15 protein-coding genes are annotated in these 15,976 nt (G+C 68.8%); 7 read left to right on the top strand and 8 right to left on the bottom strand.

All coding sequences use genetic code 11. The features are described 5' to 3' along the window. The first annotated feature begins 43 nt into the window (after positions 1-43). The 5 genes from DEU37_RS03985 to DEU37_RS15000 all read left to right on the top strand — a co-directional run bounded on the left by DEU37_RS03985 (position 44) and on the right by DEU37_RS15000 (position 5,290). Positions 44-1,171: a phosphate ABC transporter substrate-binding protein PstS gene (locus DEU37_RS03985; protein WP_121189342.1), complete on the top strand. Its 1,128-nt coding sequence runs from the start codon at positions 44-46 to the stop codon at positions 1,169-1,171. Positions 1,172-1,337: 166 nt separating this feature from the next. Continuing rightward, positions 1,338-2,339 carry a phosphate ABC transporter permease subunit PstC gene (pstC, locus tag DEU37_RS03980; RefSeq protein WP_121189341.1) on the top strand — a complete coding sequence of 334 codons (1,002 nt, stop codon included), beginning with the start codon at positions 1,338-1,340 and terminating at the stop codon, positions 2,337-2,339. Further along, complete coding sequence (gene pstA, locus DEU37_RS03975; protein WP_121189340.1) at positions 2,336-3,436, top strand: phosphate ABC transporter permease PstA; 1,101 nt, start codon at positions 2,336-2,338, stop codon at positions 3,434-3,436. The genes pstC and pstA overlap by 4 nt, the downstream gene beginning before the upstream one ends. A 15-nt stretch (positions 3,437-3,451) precedes the next feature. Then, complete coding sequence (gene pstB / locus DEU37_RS03970; protein ID WP_121189339.1) at positions 3,452-4,231, top strand: phosphate ABC transporter ATP-binding protein PstB; 780 nt, start codon at positions 3,452-3,454, stop codon at positions 4,229-4,231. Positions 4,232-4,798: 567 nt separating this feature from the next. After that, complete coding sequence (locus DEU37_RS15000; RefSeq protein ID WP_259457121.1) at positions 4,799-5,290, top strand: DUF559 domain-containing protein; 492 nt, start codon at positions 4,799-4,801, stop codon at positions 5,288-5,290. Between the two features lie 177 nt (positions 5,291-5,467). Here DEU37_RS15000 and DEU37_RS03960 read toward each other — a convergent pair whose 3' ends face one another. The 4 genes from DEU37_RS03960 to sigK all read right to left on the bottom strand — a co-directional run bounded on the left by DEU37_RS03960 (position 5,468) and on the right by sigK (position 8,768). Next, entirely contained in the window at positions 5,468-6,352 is an 885-nt protein-coding gene (locus tag DEU37_RS03960) for an aminodeoxychorismate lyase (RefSeq protein WP_121189338.1), read from the bottom strand. Between the two features lie 335 nt (positions 6,353-6,687). After that, positions 6,688-7,326 carry a DNA-directed RNA polymerase subunit beta gene (locus DEU37_RS03955; protein WP_121189337.1) on the bottom strand — a complete coding sequence of 213 codons (639 nt, stop codon included), beginning with the start codon at positions 7,324-7,326 and terminating at the stop codon, positions 6,688-6,690. A gap of 33 nt (positions 7,327-7,359) precedes the next feature. Next, positions 7,360-8,172 carry an anti-sigma factor domain-containing protein gene (locus DEU37_RS03950; RefSeq protein WP_183043569.1) on the bottom strand — a complete coding sequence of 271 codons (813 nt, stop codon included), beginning with the start codon at positions 8,170-8,172 and terminating at the stop codon, positions 7,360-7,362. Next, positions 8,169-8,768, bottom strand: a complete 600-nt coding sequence (gene sigK / locus DEU37_RS03945) for an ECF RNA polymerase sigma factor SigK (RefSeq protein ID WP_016464474.1) — start codon at positions 8,766-8,768, stop codon at positions 8,169-8,171. Before sigK ends, DEU37_RS03950 begins: the two co-directional genes overlap by 4 nt. 278 nt (positions 8,769-9,046) lie before the next feature. Here sigK and DEU37_RS03940 point away from each other — a divergent pair, with 278 nt between their 5' ends. Both DEU37_RS03940 and DEU37_RS03935 read left to right on the top strand, forming a co-directional pair. Beyond that, complete coding sequence (locus DEU37_RS03940) at positions 9,047-9,709, top strand: fasciclin domain-containing protein (protein WP_005051175.1); 663 nt, start codon at positions 9,047-9,049, stop codon at positions 9,707-9,709. Positions 9,710-10,566: 857 nt separating this feature from the next. Then, positions 10,567-11,802: a serine/threonine-protein kinase gene (locus DEU37_RS03935; protein WP_121189336.1), complete on the top strand. Its 1,236-nt coding sequence runs from the start codon at positions 10,567-10,569 to the stop codon at positions 11,800-11,802. 30 nt (positions 11,803-11,832) lie between these two features. On the opposite strand, the gene DEU37_RS03930 is transcribed toward DEU37_RS03935, so the two are convergent. From DEU37_RS03930 to DEU37_RS03915, 4 genes are all read right to left on the bottom strand, one after another. Next, positions 11,833-12,606: a DUF2510 domain-containing protein gene (locus DEU37_RS03930; protein ID WP_121189335.1), complete on the bottom strand. Its 774-nt coding sequence runs from the start codon at positions 12,604-12,606 to the stop codon at positions 11,833-11,835. Beyond that, entirely contained in the window at positions 12,603-13,187 is a 585-nt protein-coding gene (locus tag DEU37_RS03925) for an isochorismatase family protein (RefSeq protein WP_121189334.1), read from the bottom strand. Before DEU37_RS03925 ends, DEU37_RS03930 begins: the two co-directional genes overlap by 4 nt. A 47-nt stretch (positions 13,188-13,234) precedes the next feature. After that, positions 13,235-15,517 (bottom strand): efflux RND transporter permease subunit, encoded by a 2,283-nt coding sequence (locus DEU37_RS03920; RefSeq protein WP_121189333.1) that lies wholly within the window; start codon positions 15,515-15,517, stop codon positions 13,235-13,237. Between the two features lie 62 nt (positions 15,518-15,579). Then, entirely contained in the window at positions 15,580-15,975 is a 396-nt protein-coding gene (locus DEU37_RS03915; protein WP_121189332.1) for a hypothetical protein, read from the bottom strand. Between the last annotated feature and the right edge of the window lies 1 nt (position 15,976).

The following is a 15,976-nucleotide window of genomic DNA, read 5'->3' as shown; positions in this document are numbered from 1 at the left end:
CTGCACCGGGCCCGCATTTCCCACACAACGTGAAGGATTCACAGTGAAGCTCACCCGTATCTCCCAGCTGGGCGCCATCGCGGCCGTCGCCGCCCTCGCCCTCACGGGCTGCGCGTCGTCCGGCAGCAACACGCCGGCCGAGAGCGCGAGCCCGACCGCCACCAGCTCGGATGTCGCCTTCCAGATCGACCCCAGCCTCAGCGGCACCATCACCGCCGGCGGATCGAGCGCACAGTCCAACGCGCAGCAGGCCTGGACGACCGCGTACAACGCGACCGCCAAGAACGTGAAGATCAACTACGACAAGTCGCAGGGCTCGGGCGGCGGCGTCACGAACTTCCTCAGCGGCGCGTACGACTTCGCCGGTTCGGACTCGCCCCTCAACGCCGACCAGACGGCTCAGTCGAAGGCGCTGTGCACCGACGGCGGCATCAACATCCCGATCTACCTCGACGGTGTCGCCGTCATCTTCAACATCCCGGGCGTCACCTCGCTCAAGCTCAGCGGTGAGACGATCGCCAAGATCTTCGCGCTGCAGATCACCGACTGGTCCGACCCGGCCATCACGAAGGACAACGGCACGGCTCTGCCGGCCGGCGCGATCACCACGGTCGCCCGTTCGGACGGCTCCGGCACGACCCAGAACTTCACCAACTACCTCGCCGCGACGCAGTCGTCGGTGTGGACCTTCCCGGCGGGCAAGGACTGGCCGGTCCAGGGCAACGTGTCCAAGCAGAAGGGCGGCTCCGGCGTCGTCGAGGCCGTCAAGGCGGGCTCCGGCACCATCGGCTACGCCGACCACTCCGCGATCGGTTCGCTGAACGCGGCCTCGATCGTCACCAACGGCACGGCCGTCGCCTTCAGCGGCGAGGCCGTCTCGAAGACGTTCGACGTCGCCGCGGTCGACAACTCCAACGGCGTCCCCGGTGACCTGTCGAAGAAGTTCGACTACACCAAGCTGACCGCCGACGCCTACCCGATCCCGCTGGTCTCCTACGCGGTCGTCTGCTCCACGTTCAAGGACGCCAAGCAGGCCGAGCTCGTCAAGTCGTACCTCGGCTTCGTGACCAGCTCGCTCGGCCAGTCGGTCGCCGAGAAGAACGCCGGCTCCGCGCCGCTGCCGGACTCCGTCCTCGCAGCCGCCGCGAAGACCCTCGCCGCGATCAAGTAACACCTCGTCCCGGTCCGGTCTGCGCGGCTCACGCTGCGCAGACCGGACCTGGCTGAGCAGGGTCGTCGATCCGCGATCGACGACCCTGCTGAGTCGGACACACACCCGGACTCAGCGATCCCGACCCGAGGAGTACACATGACCCTGCCCGACCCGGAGGGCCGTCGTGGCTGACGTCAAGACCGCACCCGCGCACAAGCCGGCATCCAACATCGTCGGCAAGCGTCGCGCCGGCGACTCGGTGTTCCTGGGTCTGTCGACCGCGGCCGCCGTGTCGATCATGATCATCCTCGCGGGCGTCGCGATCTTCCTCATCCTCAAGGGCCTTCCGGCCATCACCGCCAACTGGTCACAGGGCGATCTCGCCGGATACCAGAACGCCGACTGGTCGAGCTTCTGGGACTACGTCGCACCGCTGCTGTGGGGAAGCATCTGGGCTGCTCTGATCGCCATGGTCCTCGGCACACCCGTCGCCATCGGCATCGCCCTGTTCATCTCGCACTACGCACCGAGACGCATCGCCGGCTTGCTCGGCTACATCATCGACCTGCTCGCCGCCGTGCCCTCCATCGTCTTCGGCCTCTGGGGCATCATCGTGATGCGCCCGCTGCTGCTGCCGCTCGCCGACTTCCTCAACCAGTACTTCGGCTGGATCCCCCTGTTCCGGGGTCCGGTGTCCAGCACCGGCTCCACGATGCTCGCCGGTGGGGTCGTGCTCGCCGTGATGATCCTTCCGATCGTCACCTCCATCACGCGCGAGATCTTCCTGCAGACGCCGCGTCTGCACGAGGAGGCGGCCCTCGCCCTCGGCGCGACGCGATGGGAGATGGTGCGCCTCGCGGTGCTCCCCTACGCCCGCAGCGGCATGGTCTCGGCCACACTGCTCGGGCTCGGCCGCGCGCTGGGTGAGACGATGGCGATCGCCCTGATCGTCTCGCCGAGCCTCATCTTCTCGGTGGCCCTGCTCACCGACGGCTACAACTCGCAGACGATCGCCGCCAACATCGCGCTCAACTTCCCGATCGCCACCGACCTGCAGCGCTCCGCGCTGATCGGCACCGGTCTGATGCTGTTCGTCGTCTCCCTCGCCGTGAACATGCTGGCCCGCTACATCATCGCGGCCACGGGTCCTGGCGCGAAGGGCCGCAAGAGAGGAAAGCGCTCGTGAGCGAGCTCACCACCCCCGTGGCCACGACCTCCACGCCGCCGCTGTCGCTCACCAGCGGTCAGCTGCCGCGGTTCATCGAGCCCATCGTGCTCGTCGTCTCGCTCGCGGTGATCGCCGCCCTCCAGCTCGTGCTCGGCGGCTTCAACGTCGCGACCTGGCTCATCCTCAGCGCGATCGTCTACCTGCTCGCCATCGGCGTGTTCTCGGCGATCGTCGAAGGCAGGCGCAAGTCGACCGACCGCGTCGTGCGCGGTCTGGTCACGGTGGCCTTCGTCCTGGCCGTGGCCCCGCTCATCTCGACGCTGTGGACCGTGTTCTCCAAGGGCATGGGCGTCATGTCGTGGGACTTCATCACCAAGGTGGGCGGGACCGCGTTCGACCCCAACACCCTGGCCGTGGTCTCGACGCCCGGCGCACTGCAGGCGATCGTCGGAACGCTCATCATCACGGGGATCGCGGCGCTGATCTCGGTGCCGATCGGCATCCTCGCCGCGGTCTACCTCGTCGAGTACGCGCAGCCGAAGAACCCGCTGCGCCGCACGATCACGTTCCTGGTCGACGTCATGACCGGCATCCCCTCGATCGTCGCCGGTCTGTTCGCCTTCTCGCTTTTCGCCCTCATCGTCGGTCCGAAGGCATTCAGCGGGTTCTCGGCATCCATCGCCCTCTCGGTGCTCATGATCCCGATCGTGATCCGCTCCACCGAGGAGATGCTGCGTCTCGTACCCGCCGACCTGCGCGAGGCGTCGTTCGCCCTCGGTGTGCCGCGATCGATCACGATCATCAAGGTCGTGCTGCGCACCGCCGCCAGCGGCATCATCACCGGCGTCGTGCTCGCCGTGGCCCGTGTCATCGGCGAGACCGCACCGATCTTCATCGCCGCGAGCTTCACCGACAACTTCAACGCCGACCCGTTCAACGGTGCGATGCAGACCCTGCCGGTCATGGCCTACACGGCCTACAGTTTCCCGGGGCAGGACATCGACGCCTCTCAGGCCCAGGCCTGGGGTGCGGCGCTGCTGCTGGTCATCCTCGTCGTCATCTTCAACCTGATCGCCCGGATCGTCGCGATGGTCTTCGCGCCGAAGGCACGCTAAGCAAGGAAGGCCCCTGTGTCCAAGCGCATCGAAGTCGAAAACCTCAACGTCTACTACGGCGATTTCCTCGCCGTCGAGGGCGTCTCCATGGATATCGAGCCTCGCGCCGTGACGGCGTTCATCGGCCCCTCCGGCTGCGGCAAGTCCACGTTCCTGCGCACGCTCAACCGCATGCACGAGGTCATCCCCGGCGCCCGCGTCGAGGGCAAGGTCCTCGTCGACGGCGACGACCTCTACGGCGCCGGTGTCGACCCCGTGCTCGTGCGTCGTCACGTCGGCATGGTGTTCCAGCGCCCCAACCCGTTCCCGACGATGTCGATCAAGGAGAACGTGCTGGCCGGTGTGAAGCTCAACAACAAGCGCATCTCCAAGAGCGACGCCGATGCCCTCGTCGAGCGCTCGCTGCAGGGCGCGAACCTCTGGAACGAGGTCAAGGACCGCCTCGACAAGCCCGGTGCGGGCCTGTCGGGCGGCCAGCAGCAGCGCCTGTGCATCGCGCGCGCGATCGCGGTCTCCCCCGACGTGCTGCTGATGGACGAGCCGTGCTCCGCGCTCGACCCGATCTCGACCTTCGCGATCGAGGAGCTCATCCAGGAGCTGAAAACCGACTACACGATCGTCATCGTGACGCACAACATGCAGCAGGCGTCGCGTGTGTCCGACAAGACGGCGTTCTTCAACATCGCCGGCACCGGCAAGCCCGGAAAGCTCATCGAGTACGACAACACCGACACCATCTTCACGGCCCCGTCCGTGCAGGCGACCGAGGACTACGTCTCCGGCCGCTTCGGCTGAGTCGCCCGGCGGAGAACGGCCACCGCAACCGAACTGCAAGGGTTTCGTAACGACACGCCGCGCGCGGCGGCATCCGCCCGGCGTGTCGCCTGACGGGCCTTGCCGTTCGGCACGCGGCGGCCGTCGGCAACTCGTCCTGCACAGGCCGTGCGGTGTGCGGATTTGTCCACGGATGCCGAGAAGCGAGCGGTCATGCGCGTGCGAACTGTGCAGGGTGTCGCCATGTGCGATGCGTCCCAGGCCGTCTTCACTACCGGCGCTCTCCTGCGCGGCGGCTTGTCGCGAAGCCAGTTGCGACAACACATCAGCGGGGGTACGTTCCACCGATGCCGCCGAGGCGTCTACGCGACCGTCGGTGCCTGCGACGCAGCACGAGACATAGGCGCCCACGGCGGACGGTTCGCCTGCGTCACTGCGGCTCGGCACCTGGGGCTCTGGGTTCTGACCGACGATGCGCGGACGCACGTGTGGCTCTGCGACGGACAGCGGACCTACCATCCCCGCGGATGCGGCTGTGTCGAACACTGGGATGACGGCCCCCTCGGACGTGCCGGGACGAGCGCGTCCGTGCCGCGCGTCCTGCTGCAGATCCAGCGGTGCCACGGCGTCGAAGAGTTCTTCGTCGTGCTCGAATCGGCGCTGCGACTCGGTCTCATCGATGACGATGGTCGGCGGTGGCTGCACGAGCGGGTCGATGCCGCGGGGCGCGAAGCTCTCGCCCTCGCCCGCGACGATGCCGACAGCGGGCTGGAGTCGCTGCTGCGCTGGCGCCTTCGCCGCCTCGACCTGCGGGTGCAGACCCAGCGCACTGTTGTGGGCGTCGGGCGGGTCGACCTGCTGATCGGGAACCGACTTCTCATCGAAGCGGATGGCGTCGACAATCACGATGGTCCATCGCACCGCCACAAGGATCTCGTGCGCGATGCCAACGCGGCCGCCTGGGGCCTGGTGACGTTGCGATTCGACTATGCCCTCATCGTGCACGACTGGGATCTCGTCGAAGCCGCGATCGTCGGCATGCTCGCGACGCTCGCGCAGGCGCCCCGGGTCACCATCTGACGCCCGCCTCCCCGCCGCCGCTGCGCTCCTCGCCTCCTCTGCTCGCGACGCAACTGCAAGGCGCAGAACTCGACACGCCGGTCACCGACGGCCACGGGCGGCGCGTCGCCGCCGACACCTCGCAGTTCGGCATCCGTCATACCGCCGGGGACGCGGGGGACGCGGGACGCGCGGGCGTCAGTCGCGCGGGCTCAGGAGGTACGCGTTCATGGATGCCGTGAGGGCGGCATCCCCCGCGAGTTCGCGCTCGTCGACCGCCGTGACCGGCGCGGCGAGGCGCACGCTCGACACGAGCCACGCGGCGTCGGCCGTCTGCAGTTCCGATACGGGGACCGTCTCGTAGCCGGTCTCGAATCCGCGCGCCTCGAGGTGCTCGAACAGGCTGAGCTGCGTGGTCCCATGCAGGATGCCGGCGTTCGGCGCGGGCGTGACGAAGCTGTCGCCGCGGCGAAGGATCAATGAGGCGGTGGGCGCCTCGAGCACGAAGCCGTCGCTCGTGATGAAGATCGCGTCGTCCGCACCGCGACGGTGCGCTTCGCGCAGGGCAGCCATGTTCACGGCATACGACAGCGTCTTCGCTCCCAGCAGCAGCCACGGCGCTCGCGCGGGGGTGTCGAGCGCGTACCCGCGATCGAGCGTGACGACGCGGATGCCGCGCGTGCGCGCCGCCGAGAAATCAGCGGCGGGCGCCGCCGTCACCCAGGCGGTCGGGGTCGGTCCGTGCTCGATCCCTCGGCTCAGGATGAGCTTGATCACGGCCTCCCCTGCACCGCACGCGGCGGCGGCGAGGGCGACCGCCTGACGCCACTGCTCGAGGTGGGGATGCGGCAGATCGCACAGCTGGGCGGAGTGCGCGAGACGTGACAGGTGCGCCTCCACCTCCTGCGCGTGACCGTCGACGACCCCGATCGATTCGAAGATGCCGTCGCCGCGCTGAGTGCTGAGCTCCCCGACGGTCAGTGCCGGGGCGGCCGGATCGACCTCGGTGAACGTGCCCGCGAAATCGGAGCGAGTATCGCCACTGTCGGCGGGGTCGATCATCAGCGCGAAGTGCCAAGCCATGACCCGAGCCTAGACCGCGGGAATAGCTCGCAGAGGCGGTCCGTTACACTGGAACAGCCGGGCCGCAGTAACCCCGGGCTCCATCTTTCGCCGCTCCGAGCGGCCTCGCGCCGAGAGGCGTTCTGCGGCCCGGCACTTCTCTGCCCGGACGTCCGAACGCTCCGTTTCGACTCGTCACTGCATTCCTCGCTCAACGACCGGGTGAGGCGCCCGCCCCCGGTCACTGCGCTCCTCGCTCAACGATCGAAGATGCGCGACCGACTCCCGGTCGTTGAGCGAGCGCAGCGAGTCGAAACCCCCCACGCCCCGCGCCCAACGCGACGCCGCACGCCCGGTCAGGTCAGCGCGTCACGCCGCCACAGCCCGGCGCACGCCGTGAGGTCGCCCGCGTAGGTGTCCAGGCGCAGCGCCCGGGTGGTGAAGGTACTCGCGCGGCTGGGTTCGGTGTCGTCGTAGTCGTCGGCGAGGTCCGCGGCGCCGGCGGCCTCGACGCGGCAGAACGAGGCGGCGCGTTCCAGGGCGACGGCGAAGTCGCCGGTGAACACGCCGCGCAGGATCTCATCGACCAGCGTCATCAGCTCTTCCGGCCCGGCCGGTGTCGGAGCTCCCGCGACGACATCGTCGACCGAGTGCAGCACCGTGCGCCCCCGCTCGTACAGCAGGGCGGCGGTCGCGGCATCGTCGCGCACCATCAGCTGCAGCAGGTAGAGACGCCACAGCGTCCCGGGCAGCGACTTCGCCGGGGAGTGCGACCACAGCTCCGCGACGGTCTCGAGGCCGTGGGCGTCGGTGAACGTGATCAGCCGCTCGACGACGGCATCCGTGGGCTCGTCGCGCACGCGCGTGATCAGGGCGGATGCCGTGGCGTGCGCGATCCGCGACACGTCGGCCGGGTCGGTGGAGCCGAACCGACGGTCGAACGTGTCCGCCGGCCGATGGACGGGGCGGTGATAGTCCCGGGGCTCGTCGCTCATCGTTCCAGGCTACCGGCGGCCGCAGCGGTGGGCTCAGGCGGTGGTCGGGATGGCGATGATGGGCTTGGTGGTCGGATTGCCGTCGGGCGAGCCTCCGGCCTGTTCGATGGTCACGGCGATGGTGTCGCCGGGCTGCATCGTCCCGCTGAGCTCCGCGGTGGTCACCGAGCCGGACGCGTCGAAGGTGCCCGCCGCGATCGGCTGGGTTCCGCGCACGAACCACAGTTCGAAGGTGCGATCGTTCGGCAGCTCGGGCAACCCGTCGGCGACCAGCACCACCTTTCCGACACTGGCCGACCAGTGCGCCGTGGCCTCGCCGCCCTGGAAGCTGACCTGCGCCGACGAGGCGTCGGGGGCCGACTGGATCTGCTCCAGCGCGGTCACCGCGGCCGGCGTACGCCACAGGTTGGTGACGGCTCCGGTGCCCCACCCTATTGCGACGAGCAGTGCGACCGAGGCGACGAGAGCGAAAAGTCCGCGCGTCCAGTTTCGACGCTGCACCGCCTGCACCACTTCTGTCGGCGGCGCGACCGGAGCGGCTGCGGCGCGCTCCTCCTCCTCGACGGCGGATGCCGCGGCATCCGCCGCGGTCGGCGACTCGTCGGTGTCGATCGCCCGCATCAGTCGCGAGCGGAGATCCATCGGCGGAGCGACGGGCGGGATGCCGTCGGCCAGGACGTCGATGGTGGCCGCGTCGAGGCGGGCGACCTGTTCCCACTCGGGGTGCGCGGCCAGGGCAGCCTGATAGGCGCGCTCGTCGTCGAGCGACAGCGCATTCAGCGCGTGCCCTGCCGAGAGCTCGGCAAACTCGTCTGCTCCGATGTCTCGGTACTCGCGGTCGTTCATGACGTCACCCCCATCTCCTGCCTCAGGCGCGACAAACCGTCGCGCATTCTTGTTTTGATCGTCCCCAGGGGCGATCCCACCAGTGCGGCGATCTCGCTCTGAGAATATCCCCCGACATACGACAGCAGCAGTGCTTCGCGCTGCGCATCGGGAAGTGCGTCCATCGCTCGGGCGACGCGCCTGCTTTCGATACGCAGGGCGACCTGATCGTCGACGCTGTCCTGGCCGCTGTTCAGTTCGCGCAGTCCCGCCTTCTCGTCGCGCTCGGTGCTGGCGCGTGTGGAACGCACCCGATCGACGGCGCGACGGTGGGCGATGGTGAGGACCCAGGACCGTCCCTGTCCCTTGTTCGGAGCGAAGCCCGAAGCGGATTGCCACACCTCGAGAAACACGTCCTGAAGAACTTCCTCGCTGAGCGCACGGTTGACCAGCACCCGCAGAATGAGTCCGAACGCGCGCGGCGCGAGCATGTCGTAGAGCTGTCCGAACGCGGCGCGGTCGCCCGCGGCGACGCGCACCAGAAGCTCCCCGGCGTGATCGCGTGCCGGCGAATCCTCGGGTACGTCCACACCGTCGATGACCATCTCTCTCAGCATGCCGTATCACCGTCCTCCTGTCGTGCAGCCCGCGCGCGGGTGGCGCGGAAAGACCGCGTGTGCTACGACCGCGCCTCCCGGCGCTGAGCGCCCGTCTGCCGGCAGATTCTCGGAGCCCGAGCGTTGTTCGGTGGCACCGACCGATCGGATTGATCTCGGACCAGATCGAACGGATCCGAACTTTCTCCCATCCGATATCTCTCGGGCTCCGAAGGACCTATCGAGACCGCACAACGCGGCTCGGCAGGACTAACCATTCCGCTCACATGGAGGACATCATGCTCAGCAAGACGAAGAAGATCACTGCCGCTCTGACACTCACCCTCGCCGGCGCTTTCGCTCTGTCGGCATGTTCGATGGGTTCCTCGTCGACGTCGGCGACCACGCCGCCCGCGATGAGCGAAGAGACGCAGTCGATGGCTCCGTCTCCGTCGACCATGGACCCGGCCGCCAACCTCGTCGGCCCGGGCTGCGCCGCCTACGCCGAGGCTGTCCCGTCCGGCTCCGGCTCCGTCGAGGGGATGTCGCAGGCCCCCGTCGCGACGGCCGCCTCGAACAACCCGCTGCTGAAGACGCTCGTCGCCGCAGTCAGCGGCCAGCTGAACCCCGACGTGAACCTGGTCGACACGCTCAACGGCAGCCAGTTCACGGTCTTCGCGCCCGTCGATGACGCGTTCGCCAAGATCGACGCCGCCACGATCGACTCCCTGAAGACCGACAGCGCCACGCTGACCAAGATCCTCACGTACCACGTGGTTCCCGGCCAGCTCGCCCCGTCGGAGATCGACGGCACCCACAAGACCGTCGAGGGCGGCGACGTCACCGTCACCGGCTCGGGCGACAACATCATGGTCAACGGCGCCAAGGTCATCTGCGGTGGCGTTCAGACCGCCAACGCCACGGTGTACCTGATCGACTCGGTGCTCATGCCCACCAACTGATCGTTTCGGTCATCCCCCCGGACGAGGCCGCCGGCGCACTGCGCGCCGGCGGCCTCGTCGCGTCAGCGTGCTCGTTCCGCACACGAACGCCAGTTCTGTGGGGCCCTCTCGAGGGTGGCGATCGCGTGGCAGTTTCGGCACCTCACGTCGCACTTGTCGACTTCGTCCTGAATGATCCGGATGCTGAAGCCCTCTTTCACCAGTTGCATCACGTCTTTGCGTTTGGAGCTCTGGGGCCTGTGGTCGAAATCGAGAACACGGATGTCCCCTATCCCGCAGTCCACGCACGGATGAGAACGCAGGTAGGCGAGGAGGTGCTCTTTCGCCTCGACCCGACGCCTCGCGGTGCGCGCGACGACGACGCGAACATGTTGTTCGCGATGCTCCGCGTAGTAGCGCCGCGAAGACGCACGGTTGCATTCACGACAGGTGGTCTACAACCATCGTCGGACATCGCTGCGTGGTGCCCCCACAGGGACTCGAACCCTGGACCCACGGATTAACCTGCTGCACGAGGTTTCCCCCGCCACCGTTCTACCGGCTTGCAGTCTGGACTATATCTTCACCTTCGGCCTGACCGGTCAGGTGCGCCGCGTGTAGTCTCTGAGGTTCCCTTGCGGTTACCTGCTGATTACCCAATCCCTCGGATTTTCACTGCCAGATGACCAGCATCCGGCGAGTACCTCGGGCTCTCAGGGCGTTCCAGCATATAGCGGCGGTCATCCAACGCATTTCTACGCTGGCGCTCCATTGTGTTCTGTTGAAGTCCGTTGCTCTAACCAACTGAGCTATAGGGGCGGCATCAGCCTAGCAAGCGCGCAGCACCACGGCATCCATCGCCCGACTACTCTCGGAACGTGGACGATCAGACACCGGACGTCGATGCCGGGACCGTGCTCGACGAGCGCTACCGCATCGACGCGCTCATCGGCACCGGCGGCATGTCCCGCGTCTACGCGGCTCAGGATCTCCTGCTGGGTCGTACTGTCGCGATCAAGATCATCACGGCGACAGGCGATGATCTCGATGCCGGACAGCGGGTCCGCGTGGAGACGGCCGCACTCGCCGCCCTCACCCACCCCAACCTCGTCGTTCTGCACGATGCGCGCCTGACCGGCCCCGGCCCGCGCTACCTCGTCATGGAACGCGTCGACGGCCCGTCGCTGTCGGCGCGACTGGCGGACGGCCCCATGACGGATGCCGAGGTCACCCGCATCGCCGGCGAGCTCGCCGAAGCGCTGAGCGCGGTGCACGCCGCCGGCGTCGTCCACCGCGACATCAAACCGTCGAACATCCTGCTCGCCCCCGGCGCGACGCCGAACCGTCCGCCGCGGGCGAAGCTCGCCGACTTCGGCATCGCGCACCTGCTCGGCTCCGACCGCATCACCCAGCCCGGCACCCTCATCGGCACCGCCGCCTACCTCTCCCCGGAGGTCGCGCTCGGGCACGCCCCCGCTCCCGCATCCGATGTCTACTCTCTCGGACTGGTCCTGCTCGAAGCCCTCACCGGGACACGCGCCTTCCCCTCCGCCCAGGGCGCAGCACAGGTACTCGCAAGGCTCGCGCAGGATCCCGCGGTTCCCGACCACCTGTCTCCGCTGTGGGCGGAGCTGCTTCCGGCGATGCTCAGCCGCGACCCGGCCGCGCGCCCGAGCGCGGCGGCCATCTCCGACACGCTCACCGCTCCCCCGCGCCGCGCCGGCGATGACGAGACCCGCGTTCTCGCCGCACCGGCTCCACCCGCCGAGCCGGCAGCCGCCGCGGCCGCGCGCTTCGCTCCGGCGACGCCGTCCGCATTGCCATGGTGGCGTCGAACCCGCGTGCTCGTCGGCGCCGGCGCGGCGGTGGCCGCGGTCGTCATCGCGCTGGCAGCGTGGTCGGGACTGTCCGGTGCGCATACCGGCGAGCCCTCGCCGACGGGGGTCGTCGACACGACACCGACGCCCGCCGCGACCGACGCGAACACCGTCTCGAACCCCGAGGAGAAACCGGCCACACCGGTAGCCCCGAAGGACAACGGCAAGGATAAAGGCGGCCCGGGAGGCAACAACGGGGGCGGCAAAGGCGGCGGACCGGGCAAGGGCGGCGGCTGAGCACCGCCTGCCCCGGTTCGGATGCCGCGATCAGCTGCCCTGGACGGTGAAGGACACCGCCTGCACGATCTCTCCGATGACCCACACGACGAGGGATATCGACGCGATGAAGGCGATGACCGTGGCGGCGATCCACGTCCACAGCGGCGCCCAGCCACCGGCCACGGTGCGTCGGCGCAGCACCACGGCGCGGCCGATCATGTAAACCGCGGACCCGAGGCCGACCAGCACGAAGAACGACCACGCCCAGCTGAACGGAGCGACAACGCCGCGACGCTTCAGCTCACGCCAGTCGAGCCAGCTGAAGATCACGAATGCGGCGTAGAACAGCCATCCGATCAGCGAGATCCCGATCGTGCGCGCCTCCCACGACATCAGCTCCGTCGGCACGCCGGTCATGCCCGACGACGCCTCGCGCGACATCGCCACGACGGCCGAGATGTAGCCGTTCCAGTCGATGAGGAAGATCGACAGCATCGGCAGCACCGATGCGGCGATCGCCAGCCACACCCACACCGTACTGGTCGGAACATCGACGACAGGCGGGGTGGACCCCGGGCCCACGTAGGCGGGTGCGGCGGCATACACCGCAGAGCCACCCGCGGCCGGTGCCGCCTGCGGGTTGGGAGCCGGCGGCCCGACGGGCGCTGCAGGGGCGACGGCGCTGGTCGGCGCTCCGGGCGTGGGGGCATACTCGCCGAACCGGGGCGCCGGGGCGGTCTGCGCCGTCCACTGCGTCCCGTCCCACCAGCGGCGGGCCGCGGCGTCGGCCGGGTCGGGGTACCAGCCGGCCGGGGCGCTCACGCTGCCACTCCGACCAGCTCGGCGCCCGCGTGAGCGAGCTCAGCAAGCGCAGCAGCGGAGGTCTCCGACGCGACACCCGCGACGAGCTCCGTGAGAACGCGCACGTGGAGTCCGTGTTCGATCGCGTCGAGCGCTGACGCGCGCACGCAGTAGTCGGTGGCAAGCCCCGCGACGTCCACGTCCGTGACGCCGTGCACGCTCAGCAGCGACGACACCTTCTCACCGGCATCCGTGGTTCCTTCGAACAGCGAGTAGGCGGGCATGCCCTGTCCCTTCTTCACATGGTGGGTCACGGCATCCGTGACGAGTTCGGCGTCGTAGTCGGCCCCGGGCGTGTCGGCGACGCAGTGCACCGGCCAGGTGTCGACGAAGTCGGGGGCGGCATCGGTCGCGAAGTGACCGCCGTTGTCGGTGTGGCCTTCATGCCAGTCGCGCGAGGCGATGATGAGGTCATAGTCGCCGGCGTGGGCGGACAGGTATGCCGTCAGGCCGCGCGCGACCGCGTCGCCACCGGCGACGGCGAGCGCTCCGCCCTCCGTGAAGTCGTTTTGGACATCGACGATGAACAGTGCTCTGGTCATACCACCGAGGCTAACCCTTCGACACCGCTGCGGTCAGCGCTGCCCGTTCACAACTCCCGGGCGTCGTTCCGGTTCTGCCGCCGCGACCTGCGTGTCGCGGCCTCCGCCGCCGGAATGGAGGAGTTCGGAGCAGCGTCGAGGTCCGAGCGCGCGAGCCGCGAGGGCCACCAGATCCGCCGCCCGAGGTCGTAGGTCGCCGCCGGCACCAGCAGCGAGCGCACGACGAAGGTGTCCAGCAGCACCCCGAAGGCGACGATGAACGCGAGCTGGGCGAGGAACAGGATCGGAATCACCCCGAGCGCGGCGAAGGTGGCCGCCAGCACGAGTCCGGCCGACGTGATCACGCCGCCCGTCGCGACCAGTCCGCGCAGGATGCCGGGCCGGGTGCCGTGACGCTTCGACTCCTCCCGCACGCGCGACATCAGGAAGATGTTGTAGTCGACGCCGAGCGCCACGAGGAAGACGAAGCCGTACAGGGGCACCGCCGGATCGGCTCCCGGGAAGTGGAACAGGTTGTCGAAGACCAGCGCGCTGACTCCGAGCGCAGCACCGAACGAGAGGATCACGCTCAGGATCAGGATGACCGGGGCGACGACCGCCCGCAGCAGCAGCATCAGGATGACGAGGATGACCGCCAGGATCACCGGGATGATGAGAGTGCGGTCGCGGATCGACGTGTCGTTCGTGTCGAGATCGATCGCCGTCGGGCCACCGACCAGTGCGACGTTCGCGCCGAGCTCGCTCGTGAAGGTCGTCCGCAGGTCGCGCACGGTCTGCTCCGCCGCGAGCGAGTCGGCCTCATCCGACAGCGTCGCCACCAGCAGCACGTCACCGTCGACCACCGTCGGCTCAGGCGGGGTGGCGCTCGGCGGACCGGCCAGCGTGTACACCGGGGTGCCGCCCTGCACCGAGACGCCGACCTGACCCGAGGCGGTGTCTTTGGCGGTCGCCGCGACGGACTCGACGCCGGGCGCCTTCTCGAGCACGGTCACGGCATCCGCGACGCGATCCTGGGGTACGACGACATACGCGGGGCTCCCCGACCCCGCAGCGAAGTGCTGCGCGAGGACGTCCTGCCCGTCTCGAGCCTGCGAGGCTCCCAGCACCAGGTCGCTCTGCGGCACGCCGTCGGCCTTGAGCTGCAGCACCCCGACGGATGCCGCGAGCAGCACGACCGTCGAGATGATCCACACCGGCCGCGCGTGGCGCGCGACCAGGCGCGCCTGGCGACCCCAGAAGCCGCGGACAGGAGCGTTCGGGTCGGTGACCAGACGCTCGGCGTTGTCGCCCGGGTCACCGTCGGCACCCTTCGGGATGAACGGCCAGAAGGCCGCCCGGCCGAAGATCGCGAGCAGCGCGGGCAGGAAGGTGAGGGCGGACAGCACCGCGAAGGCGATGCCGATCGAGGCGATCGGCCCGAGCGCGCGGTTGCTGGCGAGGTCGCTGAGCAGCAGGCAGAGCAGGCCCGCGATGACGGTGCCGCCGGAGGCGATGATCGGCTCGAAGGCGCCGCGCCAGGCCATGAGCGCGGCATCCCAGCGCTTCGCCCCCGTGCCGATCGCTTCGCGGAAGCGTGCCGTGTAGAGCAGGGCGTAGTCGGTGGCGGCACCGATCACGAGGATGAAGAGGATGCCCTGGACCTGTCCGTTGAGCACGAAGATGCCGGCCTTGGCCAGCCACCAGACCGTCAGCAGTGCGACACACAGGGCGAACGTCGAGGTGAGCAGCACGAGGATGGGCAGCAGTGGCGATCGGTAGACGATCACCAGGATGATGAACACGGCGCCGAGCGCGACGGCGAGCAGAATCCCGTCGATGCCGAGGAACCCGGCCACCAGGTCGGCGGTGAAGCCGGCGGGCCCGGTGACCCAGGCCTCCAGACCCGTCGGCAGGTTCTTCTCGATGCTCTCGCGGACCGCGGTGACCGTCTCACCGACGTCGCCGGCGGTCGAGATCGGCACGAAGAACTGCACCGCTTCGCCATCCTCGGACGCAATGGCCGGCGAGACCTGCTCGACGCCGTCGACACCGGAGATCGTGGTCGCCAGCTCGCTGATCTGGGTGAGCTGTGCGGCGCTCAGCGCTCCCTCACCGGTGACGACGACCACGGCCGGGATGCTGTCGCCGCCGGTGAACTGCGAGAGCCGCTCCTGCACCTGCGTCGACTCCGCCGACGACGGCAGGAACGAGGACTGGTCGTTGGTGGCGACCTCGTCGACCTTGCCGAAGTACGGGCCACCGATGGAGCCGCCCACCAACCAGATGAGGACGAGCAGCACAGGAATGCCGATACGCAGCCAGCGGGTGGGGGTGTCGGTGCGACCAGTCATGTCGCTAGCTTATCTAGTAATAATCCGAGTGCGCCACCCCGATCTGCGGGCGCGCGCCGCCCTCAGCCGCGGGCGAAGTAGAGCACCCATCCCGCGACGAGACTGACGACCCCCAACGCGAGCATGCCCGCTGCCGACCACGTCAGCGCGCGCAGTCCGGCGGGCCGTCGCTGCAGGCGCATGCGCCCCTGCCAGCCATGGCGATACCAGATGGATGCCGCGTCGACGTCGCCGATGACCGCGGCGTCGGACGCAGACAACGGCGCACTGTTGGCGTCACCGTCTGCGTCGAACCAGCGGACGATCGGATCACCGCCGTCACGGTCGATGATGGCCTCCGCCGGCAGCCACGTCCCGTCTGCCGCCCAGGCGACCACGACGGCGATCGCGAGGACGAAGAAGGCACCGAAACCCACCCAGGTGAAGATCTCGATCAGCGCGTCGATCGCGTGATCCATG

Source organism: Microbacterium sp. AG790 (assembly GCF_003634765.1).
Taxonomy (GTDB): Bacteria; Actinomycetota; Actinomycetes; order Actinomycetales; family Microbacteriaceae; genus Microbacterium.
The sequence above is the reverse complement of the archived record's forward strand: the minus strand, read 5'-3'. Positions and strand labels throughout refer to the sequence as shown.

Bases quoted from the DNA above. Each gene is read 5' to 3' on its own strand.
- DEU37_RS03960 (WP_121189338.1), bottom strand. From the start codon at position 6,352: ATGGCTTGGCACTTCGCGCTGATGATCGACCCCGCCGACAGTGGCGAT.
- DEU37_RS03955 (WP_121189337.1), bottom strand. From the start codon at position 7,326: ATGAGCGACGAGCCCCGGGACTATCACCGCCCCGTCCATCGGCCGGCG.
- DEU37_RS03950 (WP_183043569.1), bottom strand. From the start codon at position 8,172: ATGAACGACCGCGAGTACCGAGACATCGGAGCAGACGAGTTTGCCGAG.
- sigK (WP_016464474.1), bottom strand. From the start codon at position 8,768: ATGCTGAGAGAGATGGTCATCGACGGTGTGGACGTACCCGAGGATTCG.
- DEU37_RS03940 (WP_005051175.1), top strand. From the start codon at position 9,047: ATGCTCAGCAAGACGAAGAAGATCACTGCCGCTCTGACACTCACCCTC.
- DEU37_RS03925 (WP_121189334.1), bottom strand. From the start codon at position 13,187: ATGACCAGAGCACTGTTCATCGTCGATGTCCAAAACGACTTCACGGAG.
- DEU37_RS03920 (WP_121189333.1), bottom strand. From the start codon at position 15,517: ATGACTGGTCGCACCGACACCCCCACCCGCTGGCTGCGTATCGGCATT.
- DEU37_RS03915 (WP_121189332.1), bottom strand. From the start codon at position 15,975: ATGGATCACGCGATCGACGCGCTGATCGAGATCTTCACCTGGGTGGGT.